The organism is Kribbella italica (genome assembly GCF_014205135.1).
In the GTDB taxonomy this organism is placed as follows: Bacteria; Actinomycetota; Actinomycetes; order Propionibacteriales; family Kribbellaceae; genus Kribbella; species Kribbella italica.
The window spans coordinates 8409162-8431012 of sequence record NZ_JACHMY010000001.1 but is presented as its reverse complement, the minus strand read 5'-3'; the positions used below and the strand labels follow the sequence as shown (position 1 = coordinate 8431012).

The window sequence follows — 21851 nt, the reverse complement described above, 5'->3', positions numbered from 1 at the left end:
CCTGATCCGGGCGACAGCGGGTCCCGGCTCAGGCAGTAGTCGCCCCCGAGTCCGAGGACCTGATCCGGGCGACAGCGGGCCCCGTCTCAGGCAATAGTCGCCCCCGAGTCCAAGGAGCTGACCCGGGCGACAGCAGACTCTGGCTCAAGCAGTAGCCGACCCCAAGCGCGAGCCCCATCACGCCTCCGCGCAGGCACGGTGTGGCTCAACACTGGCACGCCGATGACGTCACCAGCGCGAGGTGTGCGACGAGCAGTTGGACGCCGAGGTCGCGGCTCGTCGACCGCCCGGACCGTGCACGCCGACATCTCTCGCCTGCTCCAGGTGCGCCCGGACGACTCGCTCCCCGGCGAGGGGGCCGACGACATCGACGGGACCAGCGGCGCGCGCTGGGTGGTCGACCGATCGACGGGACCAGCGGCGTGCGCTGGGTCGTCGGCCCGAGCGGTACGCCGATCACCTGCGATCCAGGTCTCGGACCGTACGTCGCTCGACCGGGCCCTGATCGGTCCGGGCTTCGGCGACGACCCGGACCGGCGGCCAGCGTTCGCCGAGGTCGAGCAGTCACCGCGCAGGATCTGGAGTGGCTCGGCGCTAGTGTGCTGCGATGACGGTCTTCAGGTCGGTCGTGGATTCGGTTGAGAAGCTGGTGCTGGCTGGGGAGGTCCCCGGGGCGGTGGTTGGGGTCGCCGATGGGGAGCGGCAGTGGATTCATGCTGCTGGTCTGGATCGTCCCGGTGGTGATGCGCTGCGGCCCGACGCCGTGTTCCGGATCAGCTCGATGACGAAACCGTTGACTGCCGCGCTGACGCTCCGACTGGTCGACGACGGCGTGCTCGCGCTCGACGATTCCATCCATCGGTGGCTCCCTGAACTGAGTGGGCAGCGAGTCCTTCGCCAACTCGACGGCCCGCTCGACGACACCGTCCCGGCCGACAAGGCGCCGACTGTCGAAGACCTGTTGCTGATGCGACTCGGGTTCGGCTTTGCCTTCGAGGTCGACAGTCCCCCGATTGCGGAGAAGGCGTTCGCGGCAGGGCTCGGGATGGGGCCGCCGACCCCGTCCTCGATCCCGCACGCGCCGGACGAGTGGGTCCGCCGGTTTGCCGAACTGCCGTTGATGGAACAACCCGGACGGCACTGGCGCTACGAGTTCTCGTACGCCGTGCTCGGGGTCCTCCTCGCCCGCGCGGCCGGCGCCGCGCTGCCGACGCTGTTCGACGAGCGGATCTTCACTCCACTCGGCATGAACGACACCGGGTTCGCCGTACCAGCGCACGCCCGTGACCGGCTGATCCCGTGCTTCACCGACGGAACAGCCGTGTTCGACGACGTACCCGACAGCGACTGGCTCGCGGCTCCGGCCTTTCCCCACGCAGGCGGCGGCCTGGTCTCCACCGCCGCCGACTACCTGACCTTCGCCACCAGCCTGTCCACAGGTCACCAAAGCCTGGGAGACACGCAGGCGGTCGACCGCCTGACGGCAGAGCAGCGGTCCGGACCGTCCGCGCAGATCTTCCTCGACGGTGAAGGCTGGGGCTACGGCGTGCAGGTCCGCTCGGCTGGACCAGGCATCCCCGCGCGCTACGGCTGGGGCGGAGGACTCGGAACGCTCTGGTACGCCTATCCCGACCACGGCATCTCCGCAGTCCTCATGACCCAGCACCTGCCACCCTCCCCAGCCACAGTCGCCGCACTGGCCGACCCGCTCGACGCTGCTCTCTCCACCTGACGCGATTGGTCCAAGGGAGAGGCCGTGACCGGCTGCAGCGTTAGGCTGCGGGTCTCGCGAGGACCTGCGAGGGTCCTCGACCATCGCGACCGCAGACTGAGGTGCGAGCCATGGACGACCTGGCCGGAGAACTCGTCACCGAGAGCTTCGAGTACGACGGCGGGCGGCAGGTGACGGTCTACGTGCCGGCGGATCCGCCGGAGGCCGTGGTGTTCGCCGGCGACGGACAGCTGATCTCCCAATGGGGTGGGCGCCTCGAGGCCGCCGAGGTACCGCCGACGATGATCGTCGGCGCACACCGGACGGACGCCAAGGACGAGATGGCGCGGATCAAGGAGTACTCGCCGTCGTTCGACGAGGAGTTGTTCGCGGCGCACGAGAAGTTCTTCGTCGAGGACGTCCGCCGGTGGGTGACGAGGCGGTTCGGTGTCGCGCTGCCCGCCGAGCGCACCGCGGTGTGCGGAGTGTCGGCGAGTGGAGAACTCTCGCTGGCGATGGGGATTCGGCATCCGGACATCTACGGCGCGGTCTTCTGCGCCTCGCCAGGAGGGGGCTATCAGCCGCCGACTGAGCTGCCGAGTCCGTTGCCGCGGACCTATCTGGTCGCCGGGACCTTGGAGCCCTGGTTCCAGGAGAACGCGGCCCGGTGGGCCGACGCCCTGCGCGACGCCGGCGCGGACGTGGTGATGACGGAACGAGTCGGCGACCACGGCGATCCTTTCTGGGCAGAGGAGTTCCCGCTGATGGTTCGATGGGCGTTCGGAGGCTGAGCAGCACGGCCCGGCGCGCTGCTCGTGAGGGTGGGTGCTGAGGCCGAGGGCTACTCGGGCTCGGTCGGGGTCTGGATCCACCCGGTGACCACCGGAAGACCGGTCGGACGATGAACCGCGGTGAACGCGAAGGGCTGGGTCAACGCGACCGCCAGGCGGGGCGAGCTCGGCCTCAGCGCGGCGGCTCGAGTCATCCCGATGGCGGTGATCGCGGCGGCTTCGAAGCCGGTGGCGTGGAAGCGAGCGAGGACGGACTGGTTGGCTTGGCCGACGGCCAAGGGGTCAGGGCTGATCGCGGAGAAGTGGCCTTGGTCGCCGGGATCCGTGGTGACGGCGGTCAGGCCGAAGAGGGACCGAAGGGCCAGCAGGTCGTGGTCAGCTGAGACGGAGAAGGACGGCAGGGCCAGCGTCAGGTCGGGCGCCGGCGCGGTCGTTTGGGCGAGCGTCACCGCAGGAGCCACCTGCTGCCCCTGCTCAGCCTGTCTGAGCAGAGCGCTTCCGGGCCGGCCGCCCTCAGGGTCGGCAATGGCAGCCAGGAGAGCAGACAGTACGTCGGCCTGAGGGGCCTCCGGCGAAGCAACGGCCAGGACCACATCGACATCGGCGTCACCCGCCACGGTGACGACCGTCAGCGCACCGGCGACCGGATCGTCGTGGACCCGCAAGGCGTCGAGGTCGGAATCGGTGCGGTCCAGCCAGTGCCACGAGCCAGCCCAATCGCCTTCGTGGACGTGTTTGATCTGCTCGCGGAACGGGCGGGCCCAGGTGGTCTGCAACGACAGCGCCGAGGCCAGCACGAGCACCAGGTCGGGCGTGAGCTCCAGCGGCATTTCGCGGATCAGCCCATTGGTGTGGTCGGCGACCCAGGCGTCGAGGTTGGCCTTGTCGACCGAGGGATCGCCGACGAGTGTGCCGGTCAGCTCGGTGGGGAGAACCTCGCCGAAGGACTCGCTCAGCTTGAGCTGCTGGTGCACCCACAGCCCGAGCGCGGCGTGCAGGTCCGCCGTCTCGTCGAGGGCGCCGATCAGCTCCACGGCCTGCGAAGCGGCAGTGGACGGATCGACGCCGACCGCTTCGCCCAGCTCCGTCCGGCCTGGTTCGTCGGCGGCGGTGGCGAGCAGGGCGAGCAAGGGCCACAGGCCCAGCCCGGAGATCACGGTGTTGCCGGGCGCGAGCGTGTGCGCCCAGCGTGAGGTGAGGCTGTTGACCGCGGTCACGACGTTGGCATCCATGCGTTCCACCCTGCCATGGCGAAGAAGGCCTCAACAGGAACCGAGCACGCACTCTCCAGGCACTTTCCCCGCACCCCGGCGCACCGGCCAGTTTCCGCCGGAACGACGGTGATTTTCATTTGCGAGCACGGACCGTAGTCGATCCACCGCACACCGCTGTGGTTTGATGCCGCCCATGAGCACGCCGGAAGTGACGGAAAATCCCGTTCTGACGCCCTCCGAAGAGCCGCCCAAGGAGCCCGCCGGCTCCTCGATCGCCTTCACGATCACCCTCGTCGTGCTGGTCGGCCTCGCCCTGTTCGGCCGCAAGCTCTTCGCGGGCCTGTTCACCGACGACGGCGTCCGCACCTGGGCGACGATGTTCGTCGGCGTGACCGTCCAGGCACTGCCGTTCCTCGTCCTCGGCGTCCTCCTCTCGGCGGCACTGACGGCGTTCGTCCCCGCCTCGTTCTTCGCCAAGGCCCTCCCGAAGCACCCGGCCCTCGCGGTCCCGGTCGCCAGCGCGTCCGGCGTGATCCTGCCCGGCTGCGAGTGCGCGTCGGTCCCGGTCTCGGCCGCGCTGATGGCCCGCGGCGTCACCCCGGCGGCCGCGATTGCGTTCCTCCTCTCGGCCCCCGCGATCAACCCCGTCGTACTGGCCTCGACCGCGGTGGCCTTCCCAGGCCAGCCGAAGGTCGTCGTCGCCCGCGCGCTCACCTCCCTCGGTGTCTCCATGGCCCTCGGCTGGCTCTGGCTGGCCACCGGCAAGGGCGGTTCCTGGCTCCGGATGCCCAAGAGCCGGCACGCCGAAGGCACCGCCAAGCTCGAGGTCTTCCGCTCGTCGATGCTGCACGACTTCCTGCACGCCGGCGGGTTCCTGGTGATCGGCGCCGCCGCGGCGGCCACGCTCAACGTCGTGGTCCCGCGCGAGTGGCTCGACCACGTCGCCAGCAACCTGCTGCTCTCGGTCGTCGTCCTGGGTCTGCTGGCCGTCCTGCTGGCGATCTGCTCGGAGGCGGACGCGTTCGTCGCGGCCAGCCTGACGCAGTTCTCGCTGACCGCGCGGCTCGCGTTCATGGTGGTCGGGCCGATCGTGGACGTGAAGCTGATCGCCTTGCAGGCCGGTACGTTCGGCCCGAAGTTCGCCGTACGGTTCGCGCCGGCCACGTTCGTGGTCGCGATCGTCGCCAGTCTCCTCGTCGGATGGTGGTTGCTGTGAAGCGCAACGTCGCAGGTCTCGTCGTCGTCTTCGTCGGTGCGGCGATCGTGCAGCTGGCGATCTCCAACACCTATCTGCGGTACGTGAAACCCGGGATGCGCTGGATGCTGCTCGCGGCCGGGATCATCCTCATCCTGCTCGCGGTCGTCGACGTCCTGGCCGACACCAAGAGCAAGGAACACGCCGACGACGGCCACAACCACCACGGCCTCCCCCGCGCCGCCTGGCTGATGCTGATCCCGGTCTTCGCGCTGCTCGTCGTCGACCCGCCCGCACTCGGCGCCGACGCCGCCCAGCGACAGTCCCCGGTCGCGGCCAAACCGGTCGCCCCGAAGGGCAACTCCTGGCTCGCCGACAGCGCGCGGAACACCGGACCGGTACCGTTGGCAGTCAGGGACTACGCCGTCTGGGCCGTGTGGGAGAAGGAGAGCATGAAGGGTCGCGACTTCCAGCTCACCGGCTTCGTCACGCCCGGCAAGAACGGCAGCTGGTACGTGTCCCGGATCGGCCTGACCTGCTGCGTGGCCGACGGTACGGCGTTCATGGTCGAGGCCCGCGGCCAAGCGGCCCCGCCGAAGAACCAGTGGGTCACCGTGACCGGCGAGTGGGCCGAGCCGAGCAAGCGTTCCGACGGCGACGTCGCCGCGCTGACCGTCTCCGAGGTGAAGACCGTGACCGCACCGGCCAACCCGTACGAGTGAGATGACCACACCACAGTCCACCGCTGACCTGCTCGACGGCCTGTCCCGCAAGAAGCGCTACAGGTACGTCTTCTTCTGGGGCGACACTCCGCGCCGCGACGGGCAGGTCGACGCGAGCTGCTTGAGCCAGTGGTTCCACGCGCCGTTCACCGTGGACGGCGTGCGCTACCCGACCGCCGAGCACTGGATGATGGCCGGCAAGGCCCGGTTGTTCGGCGACCGCGACGCCGAGCAAGAAGTGATCGCCGCGGGCCATCCGCAGCAGGCGAAGGCGATCGGCCGCACGGTCAGCGGCTTCGACACCGAGATCTGGCAGCGGCACCGCCTCGAGCTGGTTGTCGAGGGCAACCTCCACAAGTTCGCCCAGAACGACGCCCTGCGCGACTACCTGCTCGGAACGAAGGACCGCATCCTGGTCGAGGCCAGCCCGGTCGACCGCATCTGGGGCATCGGCCTGGCCGCCGACGACGACCGCGCCGAGCACCCGGCGCAGTGGCGCGGCCTCAACCTGCTCGGCTTCGCCCTGATGCGCGCCCGCGACCAGCTCACCCAACCGGAGCAGTGACCACCGGTCGAGAGACGCGCGGCCGGATCACCGTGCAGGCCATCCCACCCATGATCAGTACGGCGGCGACCGCCTGCTGCGCACCGACCGCCTCGCCGCGGAGCAGCCAGGCCGCGCCCATCCCGACCACAGGCACCAGCAGCGAGAACGGCGCGACCGTGCTGGCGTCGTACCGGCCGAGCAGGAAGCCCCAGGCCCCGAATCCGAAGAGCGTCGCAACCCCCGCCAGGTAGAGCAGCGCGGCCGCGCCGCCCAGATCGATGCTGCGCAAGGCGTCCATATCAGCGCGCGGACCCTCCACCAGCAGGGACAGCACGGTCAACGGCAGTACGGCGACCGCACTCACCCACACCATGAAGCGCAGCATGTCCTGCGGCTTCGCGTGCCGGGTCACCGTGTTCGACACACCCCAGCAGGCTCCGGCCGCGATGACGAGCAGCAGGGCACCGACCGGTGTCGCAAGCCCGCTGTCCACCACGATCAGCAGCAGTCCCAAGCAGGCAACGCCGATGCCGATCAGCTGCGTACGCCGCGGCCGCTCCCGCAGCACCAGTACGGCGAACAGCACCGTGAAGATCACCTGCGACTGCAGCACGAGCGACGCCAGTCCGGCCGGTACGCCGTGGTCCATCGCCACGAACAGCAGTCCGAACTTCGCCACCCCCAGCGCGAGCCCGACCCCGATCACGTACCGCCACGCCACCCGCGGCCGCCCCAGGACGAAAATCGCCGGCACCGCCGCCAGCAGGAACCGCAGCGCCGAGAACAGCAACGGCGGAAACTCCTCGAGCCCGACCTCGATGACGACGAAGTTGATCCCCCAGACGAGGACGACGGCGAGTGCGAGCAGCACGTGACGAGGGTTCATACGACCAAGGATGAGCCGCGCTACAGTTAAGGACCAGCACAGATTGCTACCGCGCACAATGTAGGAGTGCTACATGATCGACCTCGGCCGCCTGCGCGCCCTGCACGCCGTCGCCCTTTACGGATCGGTCGGCAGCGCCGCCGACGCGCTCGGCTACACGCCGTCCGCGGTCTCCCAGCAGCTCGCCAAGCTCGAGCGCGAGACCCGTACGACGCTGCTCGAGAAGCGCGGCCGTGGCATCGCCCTCACCGACGCCGCCCAGGAGCTCGCCGCCACCGCGTCGAAGGTGCTCGAGCTCGTCGAGGACGCCGAGCTCCGCCTCGAGGAGCAACGCGGCCAGGCCATCGGCGAGCTCGTGATCGCCGCGTTCCCCACCGCCACCCGCGGTCTGCTCCCGGCCGCCCTGCCGGGGCTGATCGACAGCAACCCCGCGCTCGACGTACGGGTCGTCGAGCTGGATCCGTTCGACGGCGTCACGGCGGTCCAGCGCGGCGAAGTCCACATCGCCGTCGTGCACGACTGGCACAACACCCCGCTCACGCTGACCGAGGACCTGTCCCGGACCAAGCTCGGCACGGACCCGGCCGACGTCCTCGTCCCGGTCACGCATCGCCTGGCCGGCAAGGAGTCCGTCCGCGCCAGCGACCTGGTCGGCGAGCGCTGGATCTGCCAGCCGCCCGGCACGATCTGCCACGACTGGCTGATCCGGACGATGCGCAAGGCCGGCGTCGAGCCCGACGTCGCCTACTCCATCGCGGAGTACCAGACCCAGATCGCGATGCTCGACCGGGGAATCGGGATCGGCATGATTCCGCGCCTCGGCCGCGGCCCCCTGCCGCCGGGCGTGACGGCGATCCCGCTGCAGCCCGCGCCGAGCCGCCGCCTGTACGCCGTCTGGCGGACGGCGACCGCCCGCCGGCCCGCCGTCGCGGTCACGCTCAGCGCCCTGAAGACCGCCTGGCGGGACCGCAGTACCGCCTGAACACCCCCAGCGGAACTCTTCGCCGTAACCATCAGCGACCGATTGACAGCGCTCGGCATCCTCGCTAAGTTCCCCGGAACCGTTAAGAAACCTTCCTATTAGGTTCCGATGCAAGTCCCCACTCCGTCCACCGCCCCCGGCGAAGTAGGAGGCAATTCGCGATGACGCGTACCCGATGGACCGCCCTGGCCGGCAGCGTGCTGCTGGCCGCCACCACCCTGATCTCCACGACCACGAGCTCGGCGGCTCCCCAGCCCGAGCCCCAGGCCGCGACCCCGGTCGCGATCAACGGCCAGCTCCGCGTTTGCGGCGTGAAACTGTGCAACCAGTACGGCAAGCCGATCCAGCTGCGCGGGATGAGCACGCACGGCATCCAGTGGTACAGCCAGTGCGTCAAGACCGCCTCGCTGGACGCCCTCGCCAACGACTGGAACGCCGACGTCCTGCGGATCTCGATGTACATCCAGGAGGGCGGCTACGAGACCGACCCGCGCCGCTTCACCGACATGGTGCACGGCTACATCGAGGAAGCCACCCGGCGCGGGATGTACGCGCTGGTCGACTGGCACCAGCTGACGCCGGGCGACCCGAACGCCAACCTGGCCCGGGCGAAGACGTTCTTCACCGAGATCGCCGACCGGCACAAGAACAAGACCAACATCATCTACGACATCGCCAACGAGCCGAACAACGTCTCCTGGGCCGGCATCAAGTCGTACGCCGAGCAGATGATCCCCGTGATCCGGGCCAAGGACTCCGACGGCGTCGTGTTCGTCGGCACCCACGGCTGGGCCTCGCTCGGGATCTCCGACGGCCGCACCGAGGCCGATATCGTCAACAACCCGATCAACGCGACGAACTTCATGTACACGTTCCACTTCTACGCCGCGTCCCACAAGACCGAGTACTTCAACGCGCTGTCCCGGGCCGCGGACAAGATCCCGCTGTTCGTCACCGAGTTCGGCACCCAGACCGCGAGCGGTGACGGTGGCAACGACTTCACCAACTCCCAGAAGTACCTGGACTTCCTGGCCAGCAAGAAGATCGGCTGGACGAACTGGAACTTCTCCGACGACTTCCGATCCGGTGCCGTCTTCAAGGAAGGCACCTGCTCCGGGAACAACTTCACCGGTCCGTCGGTCCTGAAGCCGGCCGGAGTCTGGATCCGCGACCGGATCCGCACGCCTGACGACTTCCCGACCAGCTGATCCACGCCCGGGCCGGTCCTCACGCCCCCAAGGACCGGCCCGGGTCTCCCCTGCGCCCCTTTCAGAAAGGACGCAACTCATGGGACGAAAGCTCCTGTCGCTTCTGCTCTTCGCGAGCCTGGCCACCGCAACACCGGCGGCCGCTGCTCCTACCGCCGCACCGCAACCACCGACCGAGCTCGTCACCGGGCTGTCGTTGCCCTGGGCCACCTCGTTCCTGCCCGACGGTCAATCCGCCCTGATGACCGAGCGGAACAGTTTCCGGGTCTCCCGCGTCACCCTCGACGGCACCCGTACGACGGTCGGCACCGTCCCCAACTCCGTCACCACCAACGGTGAGGGCGGCCTGATGGGGATCGCGGTCTCACCGACCTGGAACGGCACCAGTGACCAGGCCGTGTACCTGTTCCACACCTCCACCGACGGCGGTCAGACGCAGAACCGCGTCGTCCGGATGGACTTCGACGGCACCACCCTGTCCAACCGGACAGTGATCGTGTCGGGGATCCGCAGCAACACCTTCCACAACGGCGGCCAGCTGAAGTTCGGCCCCGACGGTTTCCTGTACGCCGGAACCGGCGACGCGCAGGACACCTCGACCTCGCAGAACGACAGCTCGCTCAACGGCAAGATCCTGCGCTTCACCACCAGCGGCCAGCCCGCACCGGGCAACCCGTTCGGCACCCTGGTCTACAGCAAGGGCCACCGCAACCCGCAGGGCCTGGCCTGGGACTCCGCCGGGAGGATGTGGTCGGCCGAGCTCGGCGACACCCAGTTCGACGAGCTGAACCTGATCGTCAGCGGCCACAACTACGGCTGGCCGATCTGCCAGGGCAGCTGCAGCACGCCCGGCATGGACAACCCCAAGCGCACCTGGACCACGGCCGAGGCGTCACCGAGCAGCCTCGCGATCGTCGACGACACGGCGTACGTCGCCGCGCTGCGCGGTCAGCGGCTGTGGCGGGTCGAGCTGAACGGCGAGAACGCCGGCGCGACCCAGGCGTACTTCACCAACACCTTCGGCCGGCTCCGGTCGATCGTGCAGGTCCCGGGCGCGAGCGCGATCTGGATCAGCACCTCCAACACCAATGGCGACAAGCTCCTCAGGTCGGTGATCCAGTGAAGACCGCACTGTTCCTCTCCTTCGGCGTCGTCGCGGCCGGGCTCGTGGCCGGTCCGGCGCACGCCGCGACCATCGACGTCAGCACCGCCGCCCAGCTGAAGTCGGCGCTCACCAGCGCCAAGGCCGGTGACACGATCAAGCTTGCCGACGGCACCTACACCGGCAACTTCAAGACGACGGTCTCCGGCAGCTCGTCGTCCCCGATCACGCTCACCGGCAGCGCCAAGGCGATCCTGACCGCGGGTGGCGGCTACGGCCTGCACCTGAACGGCGCGTCGTACTGGCAGGTCAAGGGCATCACCGTGACCGGCGGCCAGAAGGGCATCATGATCGACTCCGCCACCCGGGTCGTGATCGACGGCGTCACCGTGCACGGGCTCGACATGGAAGGCGTGCATTTCCGCAAGTCGAGCACGTACGGCACCATCCGCAACTCGAAGATCTACGACACCGGCAACGACGGCCGGGGCATGGGCGAGGGCGTGTACGTCGGCAGCGCCGGTGGCACGTCGGACAAGTCCGACAACGTCCAGATCCTCGACAACACGATCGGCCCGGACGTCGGCGGCGAGGCGATCGACCTCAAGGAGGGCACCACCGGCGGGCGCGTCGCGGGCAACTCCTTCGACGGCCGCGGGCTGACCGGCGCGAACTACGACGACAGCTGGATCGATGTCAAGGGCAACAACTACGTGATCGAGAACAACACCGGCAAGAACACCACCAACAACGGGTTCGAGACCCACACCCAGCAGTCCGGGTGGGGGTGCGGCACGGTGTTCCGCAACAACAGGTCCGACCTGACCGGGGCCACCGGCAGCGGCCGGTACGCGTTCAACATCACCAATTACAACGCGTCCAGCTGCAAGGTCACGATCGACCGCAGCAACACCGTCACCGGCGGGAACGGCCTGGCCAACCCGGGCATCCCGATCGGCTGATGTGCCCGGCGGCGCCTTGGACGCCGCCGGCGTCACGCGCCGTCGACGAGGATCCGTAGCTTGGTCTCGGTCTCCTCGTCGGCGGCGGTGTAGATCGTCGCCCGGGTCCGGCCGAGCCGGTTCAGCCACAGGTTGACCGGTTCGACCTCGAGCCGCCCGACCCGCGGGTTGTCGACCACCTTGACCTTGTTGCTCGGCGCGGCGACGTCGTACCGGTTCCACAGGTCGGCGAACTCGGCCGACTCGGTCAGCAGGCGCTGCGTCATCTCCTGCCAGCTCGGCTCGCCGAGGTGGTCGGCGGAGGCGGCCCGGTAGCCCGCGACCATGTGCAGCTTCATCGTCTCGGCGTCCGCGAAGGAGCACTGCCACTCCTTCGACACGAAACTGAGCCAGAGGATGTTGCGCTGGTCCTCCGGGACCTGGGTGAAGTCGAGCATCACCTTGCAGTAGGCGTCGTTGAACGCGAGCACGTCGTACCGGGCGTTCAGGACGAGCGCCGGGTACGGCGACGCGCGGTCGATCATCTTCTGCACCGACGGCGGCAGGCCGACGCAGTCGCCGGTCACCGGCCCGATCGCCAGCCCTGCCAGCGTGTAGAGATGGTTGCGCTCCAGCCGGTCCAGGCGCAGCGTCCGGGAGATCGCCTCGACCACCTGGGTGGACACGTTGATGTCCCGGCCCTGCTCGAGCCAGGTGTACCAGGTCACGCCGACGCCGGCGAGCTGCGCGACCTCCTCGCGGCGCAGGCCCGGCGTACGGCGACGGCCGCCCGGTGCGAAGCCGACCTCCTCGGGCTGGATCCGCTCCCGGCGGCTGCGCAGGAACTCCGCCAGCGCGCGGCGCCGCTCGTCCGGCCGGGTTGCCTGCAGCATGCTCACCTCTCCATGGTGGTCCAGCGCGTGGGTGGACGAAAGACTGGTGCCAGGTGCTGTCAGTAATAGGATAAGCAGGCTCTCACTACCCGGATCAGACGCGGCGCAAGCTGGTCCCATGACACAGACCTCCGCTCCGCCGATCGGCGTACCCGCCAAGTCGCCGCTCGGGCCGGTGGCGCTCACCACTCTGCTCTTCGGCGCCTTCTTGCCGATGCTCTCCTTCTTCATCATCAACGTCGCGCTCCCGGCGATCGGGACCGACCTGCAGGCGACACCCGGCGAGCTCCAGCTCGTGGTCGGCAGCTACGGCATCGCCAACGCGACCCTGCTCGTCGTCGGCGGCCGTCTCGGCGACGGCTTCGGCCGGAAGCGGCTGTTCATGGTCGGCCTGATCGGGTTCACCGTGACGTCGCTGCTCTGCGCGATCGCTCCGACGATCGGTGTCCTGCTGGCCGCCCGGGTGCTTCAGGGCGCGACCGCGGCCGCCATGACTCCGCAGGTGCTCGCGTCGATCAGCAGCCTGCTGACCGGTGAGCACCGGGCGCGGGCACTGGCCATGTTCGGGGTCGTCGGCGGGGCTGCCGCGGCGCTCGGACAGATCCTGGGCGGCGTACTGGTCGAGGCCGACGTGTTCGGGCTCGGCTGGCGCGCTGTCTTCCTGGTGAACGTGCCGGTAGGCCTCTTCGCGGTGGTCGCCGCAGTGAAGCTCCTGCCCGAGACACGGGCCGACAAGGCTCAGCGGGTCGACGTGGTGGGCGCCGCGCTGCTCGCGCTGACACTGGTCCTGCTGCTGCTACCGCTGACCGAGGGACGCCCGCTCGGCTGGCCGCTGTGGACGTGGCTGTCGCTGGCGGCCGTCGTACCGGCTCTTGCTCTGCTCGGACTGCACCAGCACCGGGCGGAGAAGGCTCAGCGGGCGCCGCTGATCCCACCGACCGTACTGCGCCTGAAGGCGATGCGGATCGGGCTGCTGCTGGCGATGGCGTTCTTCACCACGTTCGGTGGGTTCATGTTCGTCTTCGCACTCGCCACCCAGGGCGAGGCCGGGATGTCCCCGCTGGAAGGCGGTCTGAGCCTGCTGCCGATGGCCGTCGGCTTCCTGATCACCTCGGTCTACGGACCGCGGCTGCAGGCCCGGTACGGCGCCGGCCTGATCGTCCGCGACTGGCTGATCCAGGCCATCGGGTACGCCGTACTGGCGGTGGTCGCCCTGGCCCTCTGGCCGGACGTCACGCCCTGGACCCTGGCAGTGCCGATGCTGATCGCCGGCTTCGGCAGCGGACTGGTCATGGTGCCGCTCATGGGAGTCGTAATCGGCCAGGTGCCGCCCGCCCAGGCCGGACTCGGCAGCGGCATCCTCCTGACGAGCCAGCAGACCTGTCTGGCGCTGGGCGCAGCCACAGTCGGTACGGCGTACCTGTCGCTGTCCGGTACGTCCTGGGGCCAGGGCGGAGCGCTGGCCGCCGTAGCCCTGGCCATCACCGCGATCTCGCTGCTGATGACTCCGGTGACCCGTCAGCTCCAGTGAGCCTGAGCCCTCACCAGGGGACTGTGCCGTCGTCGTCGAAGAAGCCTCCGCGCGGCCCGTCGTCCGGCAAGGTGGCGAGCCGGATCGCGATCGCGGCGCCTTGCTCGGCGGTCCGGGGAGCGTTGAAGCTGGTGAAGTCGGTCGCAACGTACCCCGGGCAGCCTGCGTTCACGATGACCTTGGTGCCGGCCAGCTGCCGGGCGTACTGAGCGGTGATGCTGTTGAGCATCGTCTTCGACGGTGCGTAGGCGGCCAGGACCGGTCCCGTCTGCAACGTCAGCGAACCCATGTTGCTCGACAGGTTGACGATGCGCGGCGAGTCCGCACGGCGCAGCAGCGGGAGCATCGCGTTGGTCACCCGAACGACTCCGAAGACGTTGGTGTCGAGCACGGTGCGGACGACGTCGAGGTCGAGGGTCGTCGGGTCCTGGGCGCCGCCATCGGTCCGGCCGGAGATCCCGGCGTTGTTGACCAGCACGTCGAGACGTCCCGCGGTCTGCTCGACGGTCACCGCGGCTGCGGCGACACTCTCGTCGGATGTGACGTCGAGCGCGACACCGAACGCCTCGACGCCCGCCGCCCGCAGTTGCTCGACGGCCTGGTCCCGCCTGCCGTCGTCGCGAGCCCCGACCCCGACCCTGAAGCCGATCGTTCCGAGGCCCCGTGCGACGGCGAAACCGATTCCCTTGTTGGCGCCGGTAACCAGCGCGGTCTTCATGGTGTTCACCCGACCCATGCTGGGTGCACCGAGTGTCCGTCGTCCAAGACCGATGGGGTACGCCGTGATACCCCTCAGGTATCAGCCGTAGGCTTTCGGCGTGGACGATCTCGAGACCCGCGAGCTGCGGTACTTCGTCGCCGTCGCCGAGGAGTTGCACTTCGGTCGCGCGGCCGAACGGCTCGGTATCGCCCAACCACCGCTCTCCCGGGCGATCAGCCGGCTCGAGCGGCGGATCGGTGTTCAGCTCCTCGCCCGCGACCGCCGTGGCGTCGCGCTCACCGGCGCCGGCCGAGTGCTGCTCGTCGAAGCCGGAACGGCCCTCGGCGCGATCGCGACCGCCGTACGCCGGACACAGCGCGCCGGGAGCCCGCAGCTACCGCTGGTACTGGTCACGAAAGCCGGGGCATCCCACGAACTGCTGCAACGGCTCCTGGACGCGCTGGCGAGCGAGCCGGGTAGTCCGCCGGTCGAGGTCCTCCTGTGCGAGGTCGGCGAACAGGCCGGTCTGCTGCGCCGCGGACGTGCCGATCTGGCCCTCATGCACAGCCCGTACGACGATCTCGCCGGATTCGACACCGAGGAACTCGTGGTCGAAGGCCAGGTCGCGATCCTGCCGGCAGGGCATCCGCTAGCGTCCCGGGATCAGCTCACACTGGCCGACGTCAGCGACGTACCGGACCTGCCGATCGCGCGATGGCCGCGGCTCGACGGGTCGTACCCCGAGGGGCCTGGACCAGAGGTGCACACGCAGTCGAAGCTCGCCCAACTCGTTGCCCTCGGTAAAACGCTGCTCGTCATCCCGGCCTCCAGCCGTGCCTGGCAATGGCCCGAACACGTCGCGGTGCCGGTGGTCGACGCGCCGGACGTCACCACGGTGATCGCCTGGCAGCCGGACAGCACCTCCCAGGAAGTCGCGTCGATCGTGCGGTCCTCGGTCAGGCTTCTCGATCGTGCTTAGCGCCAGTGGTCGGGGCGTAGCAGGCTGCTGGGGATCCTGGTGGTGCTGTCGCCCTGGGCCGCGTTTACCTGGGACTGCGTGACGAACAGCGCGTCGGTGAGGTCAGCGCCCTTGAGGTTGCTGTCGCGCAGGTCGGCGCCGATCAGATCCGCCTTGCGGAGATCGGCGCCGGCCAGGTCGGCCGCGATCAGGTAGGCGCCGCGCAGGTTGGCCCGGCTCAGGTCGGCCTTGCGGAGCTTGGCTCCGACGAGGTCGGCGCCGCGGCGTTCCTTCTTCTTGGGCTGCTTGCCGCGGACCAGTTGGCTGGTGGTGATCAGCAGCTCGTTGACCTGCGCGCGTTCGTTGCCCAGGTCAACATCCAGGACGGGCTGCTGCGTCAGGGCCTCGACGTGCTTGGCGCTTCGCTGCAGCTCGGCACGGATCGGCGCTGTCTCCGGGCGCTGCTGCGCGTCGTCCAGGTACCAGAGCAGTTCGTGCAGCTGCCGCATGATCGGCAGCGCGGCGAACATCTCCTGCCCCGGCTGCTCGCGCCAGCTCGTCCCGGCCTGCCGCGAGATCTTCTGCCCGGCGCCGAAGCAGTCGTAGACCGTGCAGCCGTTGAAGCCCTTGGTCCGCAGCTTCTGGTGGATGCCGCAGCGGAAGTCGTCCGCCAGGTTCGGGCACGGCTCGCCGGACGCCTTGTCGATCGCGAAGTCGGCGGACCGGGCGAACGTCAGCGCGACGCAGCACAGGCCGAAGCAACTACCGCAGTCCGCGCGGAGCTCGGCCTTCACCACAGCTCTGGTCCGTCGTTGCGGTCCGTCAGTTCTGCTCGGAGACCGTCTGGCCGGTCCGGCGCCAGCGGATGCCGGCCTCGACGAACTCGTCGATCTCCCCGTCGAACACACCCGAGGTGTTGCCGGACTCGTACTGCGTCCGCAGGTCCTTCACCATCTGGTACGGGTGCAGGACGTAGGACCGCATCTGGTCGCCCCACGAGCCCTGGACGTCACCGCGCAGCGAGTCGATCTCGGCCCGCTCCTCGGCCTTCTTCAGCGCGAGCAGCTTGGCCTTCAGGATCACCATCGCGCTGGCCTTGTTCTGCAGCTGCGACTTCTCGTTCTGGCAGGAGACCACCGTGCCGGTCGGGATGTGGGTGATCCGGACCGCGGAGTCGGTGGTGTTGACGCTCTGACCACCCGGACCGGACGAGCGGTACACGTCGATCCGCAGCTCTTCGTCGGGGACGTCGATCTCGTCGGTCTGCTCCAGCACCGGGACCACCTCGACCGCGGCGAACGAGGTCTGCCGGCGGCCCTGGTTGTCGAACGGGGAGATCCGGACCAGCCGGTGGGTGCCCGTCTCGACGCTCAGCGTGCCGTACGCGTACGGCGCCTTGACGCCGAACGTGGTCGACTTGAGCCCGGCCTCTTCGGCGTACGACGTGTCGTAGACCTCGGTCGAGTACCCGTGGCGCTCGGCCCAGCGCAGGTACATCCGCTGCAGCATCTCGGCGAAGTCGGCGGCGTCGACGCCACCCGCGCCGGAGCGGATCGTGACCAGCGCCTCGCGCTCGTCGTACTCGCCGGACAGCAGGGTGCGGACCTCGAGGGACTGGATCGACTTGGCCAGCGAGGAGATCTCCTTCTCCGACTCGGCCAGGCCGTCGGCGTCGTTCTCCTCGCGGGACAGCTCGATCAGCACGCCGAGATCGTCGATCCGCCCGCGCAGCTTGGTCACCCGCTCGAGGTCGGCCTGCAGGCTGGACAGCCGCGACGTCACCTTCTGCGCGTTCGCCTGGTCGTCCCACAGGTCGGGCGCGGCCACCGCCTCTCCGAGGTCGGCGATCTCCCGGCGCAGTGTGTCCAGATCGAGCACCTTCTCGATCGAGGTCAGGGTCGCGTCGAGTTGCTTGAGCTCCGCGTCAAAATCCAGTCCAGCCACAACCAAGCAGCGTACCCGGTCACTGTGCTTCGCCGGGAATCCATTGTCTGGTCACCAACAATCCCCGCGGCGTCTCCTGCCCTGCTCACCCTGCGCGGCGCAGGGCGTCGAACACCTCCACGGTCGCCTGTTCGAGCTGCGCGTTCGACGCTTTCAGCTGCTCGGGGGTCGCGTCCGGCGGCATGATCAACGCCAGCTCCGCCTCGAGCACCTTCTGCGCGGCCGCGAACTGGGCAGCGACGAACCTCGCGGTGAGCGGCGCGAGCTCCGGATCGCGTTCCTGCAGCGCGGCGGCGAGGGTGCGTTCCATCTCCTCCGCGATCTGCCGACGGCGCGCGAGCAACGCCTGACTCTCCGCCATCGTCCGGCTGAACTCCCGCCAGGTCTCCAAGTGACCTGACTCGAGCCGCCCACGAACCACGGTCAGGTACTGCTGCTCCAGGGTGTCGATCGGGTTCTGGCCGGGCGGCGCGTTCCTGATCGCCTCGGCCGGGCCGGCCCACCAACCGGTCTCGTCGAAGAACAGGTCTTCCTTGGTCGGGAAGTGGTTGAACACGGTCTGTACGGCGACGTCGGCCGCCTTCGCCACCTCGGCCACGGTCACCGCGTCGAACCCGCGCTCCAGGAACAGCCGCGTCGCGACGTCGGAGATCACCTGACGGGTCTGCTGCTTCTTCCGCTCCCGGCGGCCGATCTCCATGGACACATCCTAGGGCGTCATGCTTTACTTCTTCCAATCTTGTAGTCACTACATATTTGGAGTTCATCCATGACCATCTTGATCACCGGCGGACGCGGCAAGATCGCTCGCGCCGTCGCCGCCGGTCTGGTGTCCGCGGGCCGCGACGTCCGGATCGCCAGCCGTTCGCCGGAGGACCTTCCCGGCGCGGTCGGCTGGGACTTCGGGGATCCCTCGTCCCTCGCCGCCGCCATCGACGGCATCACCCAGGTCTTCCTGTACGCCGAACCGTCGACCGCCGGTGTGTTTGCCACGGCGGCCGATGCCGCCGGCGTACGGCAGGTCGTGCTGCTGTCGTCGATGTCGTCCCAGGCCGACAACGAGGACGCCGCGGGCGATCCGCACGCGGAGACCGAAGCTCTGGTCGGTCGCGGCTCGTACGCGACGACGTACCTGCAGCCCGGTGCGTTCATGAGCAACGCGATCTTCTGGTCGCACTCGATCCGGGCTGTCGGCCAGGTGCGGCTGCCTTATCTGGAGGCGGAGGAGGCGCCGATCCACGAGCAGGACATCGCTGATGTGGCCGTGCGGGTGTTGCTGGACGGCCCCGGCGGAGAGCACGACGGACGGGGCTATCCGCTCACGGGCCCGGAGTCGATGACCCGGCGGTCGCAGCTGGCTCAGGTTGCCGAGATCACCGGGGCTTCCTTCGAGGCCGTCGACCTCAGCGCCGACGAGGCACGCGTGGAGATGGGCGCGGCGATGCGTCGCCCGGCCCAGCTCGAAGCGCTGCTGTCGTACTGGTCCTCACGGGTCGGCAGCCCGCACCCGATCGAGCCGGCCGTCGAGAAACTCACCGGCCACTCGGGCCGGACCTTCCGTACGTGGTTGGCGGACCACCCGGGCGTGTTTGCCTGACCCGCACTCGCCCGCGGCCTTCGCCCAACCCGGGCTCCGGGCTCCGGGCTCCGGGCTCCGGGCTCCAGGCGCCGGGCTCCCGCTCCGGGCACCGGGCACCGGGCTCCGGCACCGGGCTTCGGCTTCGGCTTCGGCTTCGGCTTCGGCTTCGGCTTCGGCTTCGCGAGCTTGCTCGCGGTCGCGGCGGCAGCCTAGGGCAGGATCGAGTCGATGTAGCCGCCGTCCACGCGGACGGCGCCGCCGGTGGTGGCGGAGGCCTGCTCCGAACTCAGGTAGACCACCAGGTTGCCGATCTCGTGCGGTTCGATCAGGCGCTCGATCAGCGAGTACGGCCGGTGCTCCTTCATGAACCGGCGCTGCGCCTCGTCCCACGGCAGGTCGTCGCCGACCAGTTCCCCGACGAACTCCTCCACGCCCGGCGTGTGCGTCGGCCCGGCCATCACCGAGTTGACCGTCACGCCGGTCCCGGCCGCCGCCTTCGCGTACCCGCGCGTCACCGCCAGCAACGCGGTCTTGGTCACGCCGTAGTGCACCATCTCCAACGGCGTCACCACGGCCGAGTCGCTGGCGATGTTCATCACCCGCCCGAACCCGCGTTCCATCATGCCCGGCAGATACATCCGGATCAGCCGGACCGCCGACAGCACGTTGACCTCGAAGTACCGCCGCCACTCGTCGTCGTCGATCTCCAGCACCGGCTTCGCCCCGAAGATCCCGAGGTTGTTCACCAGGATGTCGAGCTCACCCGCGCGCTCCTTGAGCGCCTCGGCCCCTTCGGCCGACGCGAGATCGGCCCCGACCGGGATCAACTCCGCCGACGGCACCTCCTTCGCGATCGCCGCGGCCGCCTGCTCGGTCTTCTTCTGGTCCCGCCCGTTCACCACCACACTCGCGCCGGCCCTGGCCAGCTCGGTGGCGATCGCCTGCCCGATCCCCTGGCTCGATCCCGAAACCAACGCCCGCCGCCCTGCCAGATCGATCCGCATGCCCCCATGGTGCCCACTTCACGTTGCCCCAGACAACAGTCAGCGAACCGGGACAACAGCTGACGCACTGGACGCGATGTCGGCGCTCTCCTGCCACCCCGGTGGAGTGAACGGGAGCTCCACGCTCGACGTCAGCTCCACCGTCACCGTCGTCCCTGTCACCTCCGCCGACCAGTCCAGCCCGTCGAAGCGTTCACTCGCCGAGACGGTGTCCAGATAGTCCGCCGCCAGCCGCCGCGCCTCGTCGGGATCGAGCTGCGCGTTCCCGCCGTCCCCGGTCTGCGCGTAGACCGCCGCGAGCCCGTTGGCCGCGGCCAGCACGGCACCATCCGCCGTCGAGTCCAGATCCCGGCGAACGAGGAACACCTTCGAGATATCGGTGACCACGACAACCATCAGCAGCACGACCGCAGCGAACCCAACGATCAGCACAGTCATCTGCCCCCGCTCGTCCCGCCCGCGCCGGCTGCTGCCCCCTTCCACCCGCTCGGGCAGGCCGCCCCTCTCAGCCCGCTCGGGCGTGCCGCTCCTTTCAGCCCCCTTGGGTCGGCTGCCCCCTCCGGCCTTGCGCCGACCGCCGCTTTCAGGCCGCTCGCGCCGCCTGCCCCTTACGGCCTGCTTGCACCAACCGCCCGCACCAGCGCGGAACCTCCTCACGGCGATCCCTTCGCTTCCCGGTAGTCGCCGTACGGCTCGGTGTGCGACGCCGACACGTGCACCGCCGGCCGCTCCCCACCCAGCGCCTCCGGAATGAACGGCAGCGGCACCGCATAGTCCAGCTGAACCGTCACCGTCGACCCCGGCTGCAAACACTCCGGATCGCAGGAGATCGTCAGATCACCGGACTCCAGCTCGATCCCCTGGTCCTTCATCGCCAACCGCGCCGCCTCGAACGCCCGCGCCCGCGCATCGTCCTCGGTCAGCCCCGCCGGCACGATGATGAACGCCCGCCCGGCAGCCCGCGTCGCCGCCGTCGCCCCGTACGACGCCCGCTGCACGTCGAAGACCCCAAGCATCACGTAGACCAACGGCACCAGCAGCAACAACGCCAACCAAGAGAACTCGACCACCGCACTCCCCTCCTCCCCCCGCCGAGCCCTCCCCACAGCAAGCCCACGCCGCCCTGCCCTCCCCGCAACCAGCCGGTGCCGCCGCGCCCTCCCGATAGCGAGGTCGCCCCGCCGCGCCTTCTCCACGGCAGGCCAGTGCCGCCGCGCCACCCCGAGAGCAGGCCCGCCACTCCGCGCCGTCTCCGCAGCAGGCCCGTGCCGCAGCGCCCTCCCCACAGCAAGCCCGCGCCGCCGCGCGCTCGTCGCCCGGCCCTCCGGTCGCCGCCTCACTCGCCGGTCTCCTTGACCGCATGACCCTCGACGCTGAAGTCGATCCCGGGTCCCCACAACCCGAGCGCCGGCATGTGCGCGTCGATGGCGACCCGAACCACCGGCTGCCCGTCGATCTCCGTCTGCTCGGCGATCACCGACTCGATCAGCTCGGTGCGAACGACACCGTCCACCAACTCCCGCGTCCGCGCCTCCCCGTCGGCCGTATCCCGGTTGAGCACCGCCGCGTAGTGCGCCCCCTCGGAAGCCGCCGCCGTCATCGTGTTGCGGATGTAGAGGAACAGACCGACCTGCAAAGTCCCCAGGAACAACGGCACGACGATCACCGACACCAGCACGAAGTCGACCACAGCCGCCCCACGCTCGTCCCGCCGCCGTTGGTTGCCCTGGGCTCTGATCATTTGCCGGTGACGGAGTCCAGGGCGCGTTCCAGCATGTCTGCGAGTTTGGGGCCGGCCACGGCCCAGATGGCGACGACCAGGCCGGCCGTCATGACCGTGATCAGCACCCAGCCGGGCACGTCGCCGCGTTCCTTCGCGGCCGGCCTCGGCTTGAGGACCAGGCTCAGGAAGAGTCGGGTGAGCAACAGGGACATGGTTTCTC

The 21851-nt window shown here is 69.3% G+C and carries 24 protein-coding genes; 12 read left to right on the top strand and 12 right to left on the bottom strand.

From position 1 onward, the window contains the following. Positions 1-607 precede the first annotated feature (607 nt). Both HDA39_RS39600 and HDA39_RS39595 read left to right on the top strand, forming a co-directional pair. On the top strand, positions 608-1732 hold the full coding sequence (locus HDA39_RS39600) for a serine hydrolase domain-containing protein (protein ID WP_184804296.1): 1125 nt from the start codon (positions 608-610) through the stop codon (positions 1730-1732). A gap of 110 nt (positions 1733-1842) precedes the next feature. Beyond that, positions 1843-2502: an alpha/beta hydrolase gene (locus HDA39_RS39595; protein ID WP_184804294.1), complete on the top strand. Its 660-nt coding sequence runs from the start codon at positions 1843-1845 to the stop codon at positions 2500-2502. A gap of 50 nt (positions 2503-2552) precedes the next feature. On the opposite strand, the gene HDA39_RS39590 is transcribed toward HDA39_RS39595, so the two are convergent. Continuing rightward, positions 2553-3734 (bottom strand): serpin family protein, encoded by a 1182-nt coding sequence (locus tag HDA39_RS39590; RefSeq protein ID WP_184804291.1) that lies wholly within the window; start codon positions 3732-3734, stop codon positions 2553-2555. A 175-nt stretch (positions 3735-3909) separates the two neighbouring features. On the opposite strand from HDA39_RS39590, the gene HDA39_RS39585 reads away from it, so the two are divergent. From HDA39_RS39585 to HDA39_RS39575, 3 genes are read left to right on the top strand one after another with little or no spacing between them, the layout of a single operon-like run. Continuing rightward, on the top strand, positions 3910-4932 hold the full coding sequence (locus tag HDA39_RS39585; RefSeq protein ID WP_238356273.1) for a permease: 1023 nt from the start codon (positions 3910-3912) through the stop codon (positions 4930-4932). Beyond that, on the top strand, positions 4917-5633 hold the full coding sequence (locus tag HDA39_RS39580) for a TIGR03943 family putative permease subunit (protein WP_184804288.1): 717 nt from the start codon (positions 4917-4919) through the stop codon (positions 5631-5633). The genes HDA39_RS39585 and HDA39_RS39580 overlap by 16 nt, the downstream gene beginning before the upstream one ends. Before the next feature lies 1 nt (position 5634). Next, on the top strand, positions 5635-6198 hold the full coding sequence (locus HDA39_RS39575; protein ID WP_184804284.1) for an NADAR family protein: 564 nt from the start codon (positions 5635-5637) through the stop codon (positions 6196-6198). Here the strand turns inward: HDA39_RS39575 and HDA39_RS39570 are convergent. Continuing rightward, a complete protein-coding gene (locus HDA39_RS39570; protein ID WP_184804281.1) occupies positions 6179-7066 on the bottom strand; it encodes an EamA family transporter in 888 nt (295 codons plus the stop codon). The genes HDA39_RS39575 and HDA39_RS39570 overlap by 20 nt on opposite strands. Before the next feature lie 73 nt (positions 7067-7139). Here HDA39_RS39570 and HDA39_RS39565 point away from each other — a divergent pair, with 73 nt between their 5' ends. The 4 genes from HDA39_RS39565 to HDA39_RS39550 all read left to right on the top strand — a co-directional run bounded on the left by HDA39_RS39565 (position 7140) and on the right by HDA39_RS39550 (position 11320). Continuing rightward, positions 7140-8048: a LysR family transcriptional regulator gene (locus tag HDA39_RS39565; protein ID WP_184804278.1), complete on the top strand. Its 909-nt coding sequence runs from the start codon at positions 7140-7142 to the stop codon at positions 8046-8048. A gap of 161 nt (positions 8049-8209) precedes the next feature. Continuing rightward, positions 8210-9256, top strand: coding sequence for a glycoside hydrolase family 5 protein (locus HDA39_RS39560; RefSeq protein WP_184804275.1), 1047 nt, complete (start codon positions 8210-8212; stop codon positions 9254-9256). 79 nt (positions 9257-9335) lie between these two features. Continuing rightward, positions 9336-10379, top strand: a complete 1044-nt coding sequence (locus HDA39_RS39555; RefSeq protein ID WP_184804272.1) for a PQQ-dependent sugar dehydrogenase — start codon at positions 9336-9338, stop codon at positions 10377-10379. After that, positions 10376-11320: a right-handed parallel beta-helix repeat-containing protein gene (locus HDA39_RS39550; protein WP_184804269.1), complete on the top strand. Its 945-nt coding sequence runs from the start codon at positions 10376-10378 to the stop codon at positions 11318-11320. Before HDA39_RS39555 ends, HDA39_RS39550 begins: the two co-directional genes overlap by 4 nt. 32 nt (positions 11321-11352) lie before the next feature. On the opposite strand, the gene HDA39_RS39545 is transcribed toward HDA39_RS39550, so the two are convergent. Further along, the gene (locus HDA39_RS39545; RefSeq protein ID WP_184806988.1) at positions 11353-12192 is read right to left on the bottom strand and encodes a helix-turn-helix transcriptional regulator; all 840 of its coding nucleotides are present in this window, start codon (positions 12190-12192) and stop codon (positions 11353-11355) included. 118 nt (positions 12193-12310) lie between these two features. On the opposite strand from HDA39_RS39545, the gene HDA39_RS39540 reads away from it, so the two are divergent. Then, on the top strand, positions 12311-13723 hold the full coding sequence (locus HDA39_RS39540) for an MFS transporter (protein WP_184804266.1): 1413 nt from the start codon (positions 12311-12313) through the stop codon (positions 13721-13723). 10 nt (positions 13724-13733) lie between these two features. Here HDA39_RS39540 and HDA39_RS39535 read toward each other — a convergent pair whose 3' ends face one another. After that, complete coding sequence (locus HDA39_RS39535) at positions 13734-14441, bottom strand: SDR family oxidoreductase (protein ID WP_238357304.1); 708 nt, start codon at positions 14439-14441, stop codon at positions 13734-13736. Positions 14442-14541: 100 nt separating this feature from the next. On the opposite strand from HDA39_RS39535, the gene HDA39_RS39530 reads away from it, so the two are divergent. Continuing rightward, positions 14542-15402 carry a LysR family transcriptional regulator gene (locus tag HDA39_RS39530; protein WP_184804260.1) on the top strand — a complete coding sequence of 287 codons (861 nt, stop codon included), beginning with the start codon at positions 14542-14544 and terminating at the stop codon, positions 15400-15402. Here HDA39_RS39530 and HDA39_RS39525 read toward each other — a convergent pair. From HDA39_RS39525 to HDA39_RS39515, 3 genes are all read right to left on the bottom strand, one after another. Further along, complete coding sequence (locus HDA39_RS39525; protein ID WP_337926086.1) at positions 15399-16178, bottom strand: pentapeptide repeat-containing protein; 780 nt, start codon at positions 16176-16178, stop codon at positions 15399-15401. The two genes, HDA39_RS39530 and HDA39_RS39525, sit on opposite strands and share 4 nt — an antisense overlap. 25 nt (positions 16179-16203) lie before the next feature. Further along, the gene (gene prfB, locus HDA39_RS39520; RefSeq protein WP_184804254.1) at positions 16204-17325 is read right to left on the bottom strand and encodes a peptide chain release factor 2; all 1122 of its coding nucleotides are present in this window, start codon (positions 17323-17325) and stop codon (positions 16204-16206) included. Positions 17326-17410: 85 nt separating this feature from the next. Next, the gene (locus HDA39_RS39515) at positions 17411-18025 is read right to left on the bottom strand and encodes a TetR/AcrR family transcriptional regulator (RefSeq protein WP_184804251.1); all 615 of its coding nucleotides are present in this window, start codon (positions 18023-18025) and stop codon (positions 17411-17413) included. 69 nt (positions 18026-18094) lie between these two features. On the opposite strand from HDA39_RS39515, the gene HDA39_RS39510 reads away from it, so the two are divergent. After that, complete coding sequence (locus HDA39_RS39510) at positions 18095-18922, top strand: SDR family oxidoreductase (protein WP_184804248.1); 828 nt, start codon at positions 18095-18097, stop codon at positions 18920-18922. Between the two features lie 191 nt (positions 18923-19113). Here HDA39_RS39510 and HDA39_RS39505 read toward each other — a convergent pair whose 3' ends face one another. The 5 genes from HDA39_RS39505 to HDA39_RS39485 all read right to left on the bottom strand — a co-directional run bounded on the left by HDA39_RS39505 (position 19114) and on the right by HDA39_RS39485 (position 21843). Next, positions 19114-19908 carry an SDR family NAD(P)-dependent oxidoreductase gene (locus HDA39_RS39505; RefSeq protein WP_184804245.1) on the bottom strand — a complete coding sequence of 265 codons (795 nt, stop codon included), beginning with the start codon at positions 19906-19908 and terminating at the stop codon, positions 19114-19116. A gap of 39 nt (positions 19909-19947) precedes the next feature. Continuing rightward, the gene (locus tag HDA39_RS39500; protein WP_184804242.1) at positions 19948-20346 is read right to left on the bottom strand and encodes a pilus assembly protein TadG-related protein; all 399 of its coding nucleotides are present in this window, start codon (positions 20344-20346) and stop codon (positions 19948-19950) included. Between the two features lie 215 nt (positions 20347-20561). Next, positions 20562-20978, bottom strand: coding sequence for a hypothetical protein (locus HDA39_RS39495; RefSeq protein ID WP_337926085.1), 417 nt, complete (start codon positions 20976-20978; stop codon positions 20562-20564). Between the two features lie 266 nt (positions 20979-21244). Beyond that, positions 21245-21649 carry a TadE/TadG family type IV pilus assembly protein gene (locus HDA39_RS39490; protein WP_184804239.1) on the bottom strand — a complete coding sequence of 135 codons (405 nt, stop codon included), beginning with the start codon at positions 21647-21649 and terminating at the stop codon, positions 21245-21247. Next, the gene (locus tag HDA39_RS39485; protein WP_184804237.1) at positions 21646-21843 is read right to left on the bottom strand and encodes a hypothetical protein; all 198 of its coding nucleotides are present in this window, start codon (positions 21841-21843) and stop codon (positions 21646-21648) included. The genes HDA39_RS39490 and HDA39_RS39485 overlap by 4 nt, the downstream gene beginning before the upstream one ends. Positions 21844-21851 lie beyond the last annotated feature (8 nt).

Excerpts from the sequence above, each read along its gene's own strand:
- HDA39_RS39555 (WP_184804272.1), top strand. The coding sequence starts at position 9,336 with ATGGGACGAAAGCTCCTGTCGCTTCTGCTCTTCGCGAGCCTGGCCACC.
- HDA39_RS39590 (WP_184804291.1), bottom strand. The coding sequence starts at position 3,734 with ATGGATGCCAACGTCGTGACCGCGGTCAACAGCCTCACCTCACGCTGG.
- HDA39_RS39485 (WP_184804237.1), bottom strand. The coding sequence starts at position 21,843 with ATGTCCCTGTTGCTCACCCGACTCTTCCTGAGCCTGGTCCTCAAGCCG.
- HDA39_RS39515 (WP_184804251.1), bottom strand. The coding sequence starts at position 18,025 with ATGGAGATCGGCCGCCGGGAGCGGAAGAAGCAGCAGACCCGTCAGGTG.
- HDA39_RS39500 (WP_184804242.1), bottom strand. The coding sequence starts at position 20,346 with ATGACTGTGCTGATCGTTGGGTTCGCTGCGGTCGTGCTGCTGATGGTT.
- HDA39_RS39595 (WP_184804294.1), top strand. The coding sequence starts at position 1,843 with ATGGACGACCTGGCCGGAGAACTCGTCACCGAGAGCTTCGAGTACGAC.
- HDA39_RS39505 (WP_184804245.1), bottom strand. The coding sequence starts at position 19,908 with ATGCGGATCGATCTGGCAGGGCGGCGGGCGTTGGTTTCGGGATCGAGC.
- HDA39_RS39490 (WP_184804239.1), bottom strand. The coding sequence starts at position 21,649 with ATGATCAGAGCCCAGGGCAACCAACGGCGGCGGGACGAGCGTGGGGCG.
- HDA39_RS39560 (WP_184804275.1), top strand. The coding sequence starts at position 8,210 with ATGACGCGTACCCGATGGACCGCCCTGGCCGGCAGCGTGCTGCTGGCC.
- HDA39_RS39585 (WP_238356273.1), top strand. The coding sequence starts at position 3,910 with ATGAGCACGCCGGAAGTGACGGAAAATCCCGTTCTGACGCCCTCCGAA.
- HDA39_RS39575 (WP_184804284.1), top strand. The coding sequence starts at position 5,635 with ATGACCACACCACAGTCCACCGCTGACCTGCTCGACGGCCTGTCCCGC.
- HDA39_RS39570 (WP_184804281.1), bottom strand. The coding sequence starts at position 7,066 with ATGAACCCTCGTCACGTGCTGCTCGCACTCGCCGTCGTCCTCGTCTGG.
- HDA39_RS39545 (WP_184806988.1), bottom strand. The coding sequence starts at position 12,192 with ATGCTGCAGGCAACCCGGCCGGACGAGCGGCGCCGCGCGCTGGCGGAG.
- HDA39_RS39580 (WP_184804288.1), top strand. The coding sequence starts at position 4,917 with ATGGTGGTTGCTGTGAAGCGCAACGTCGCAGGTCTCGTCGTCGTCTTC.
- HDA39_RS39540 (WP_184804266.1), top strand. The coding sequence starts at position 12,311 with ATGACACAGACCTCCGCTCCGCCGATCGGCGTACCCGCCAAGTCGCCG.
- HDA39_RS39600 (WP_184804296.1), top strand. The coding sequence starts at position 608 with ATGACGGTCTTCAGGTCGGTCGTGGATTCGGTTGAGAAGCTGGTGCTG.
- HDA39_RS39535 (WP_238357304.1), bottom strand. The coding sequence starts at position 14,441 with ATGAAGACCGCGCTGGTTACCGGCGCCAACAAGGGAATCGGTTTCGCC.
- HDA39_RS39510 (WP_184804248.1), top strand. The coding sequence starts at position 18,095 with ATGACCATCTTGATCACCGGCGGACGCGGCAAGATCGCTCGCGCCGTC.
- HDA39_RS39565 (WP_184804278.1), top strand. The coding sequence starts at position 7,140 with ATGATCGACCTCGGCCGCCTGCGCGCCCTGCACGCCGTCGCCCTTTAC.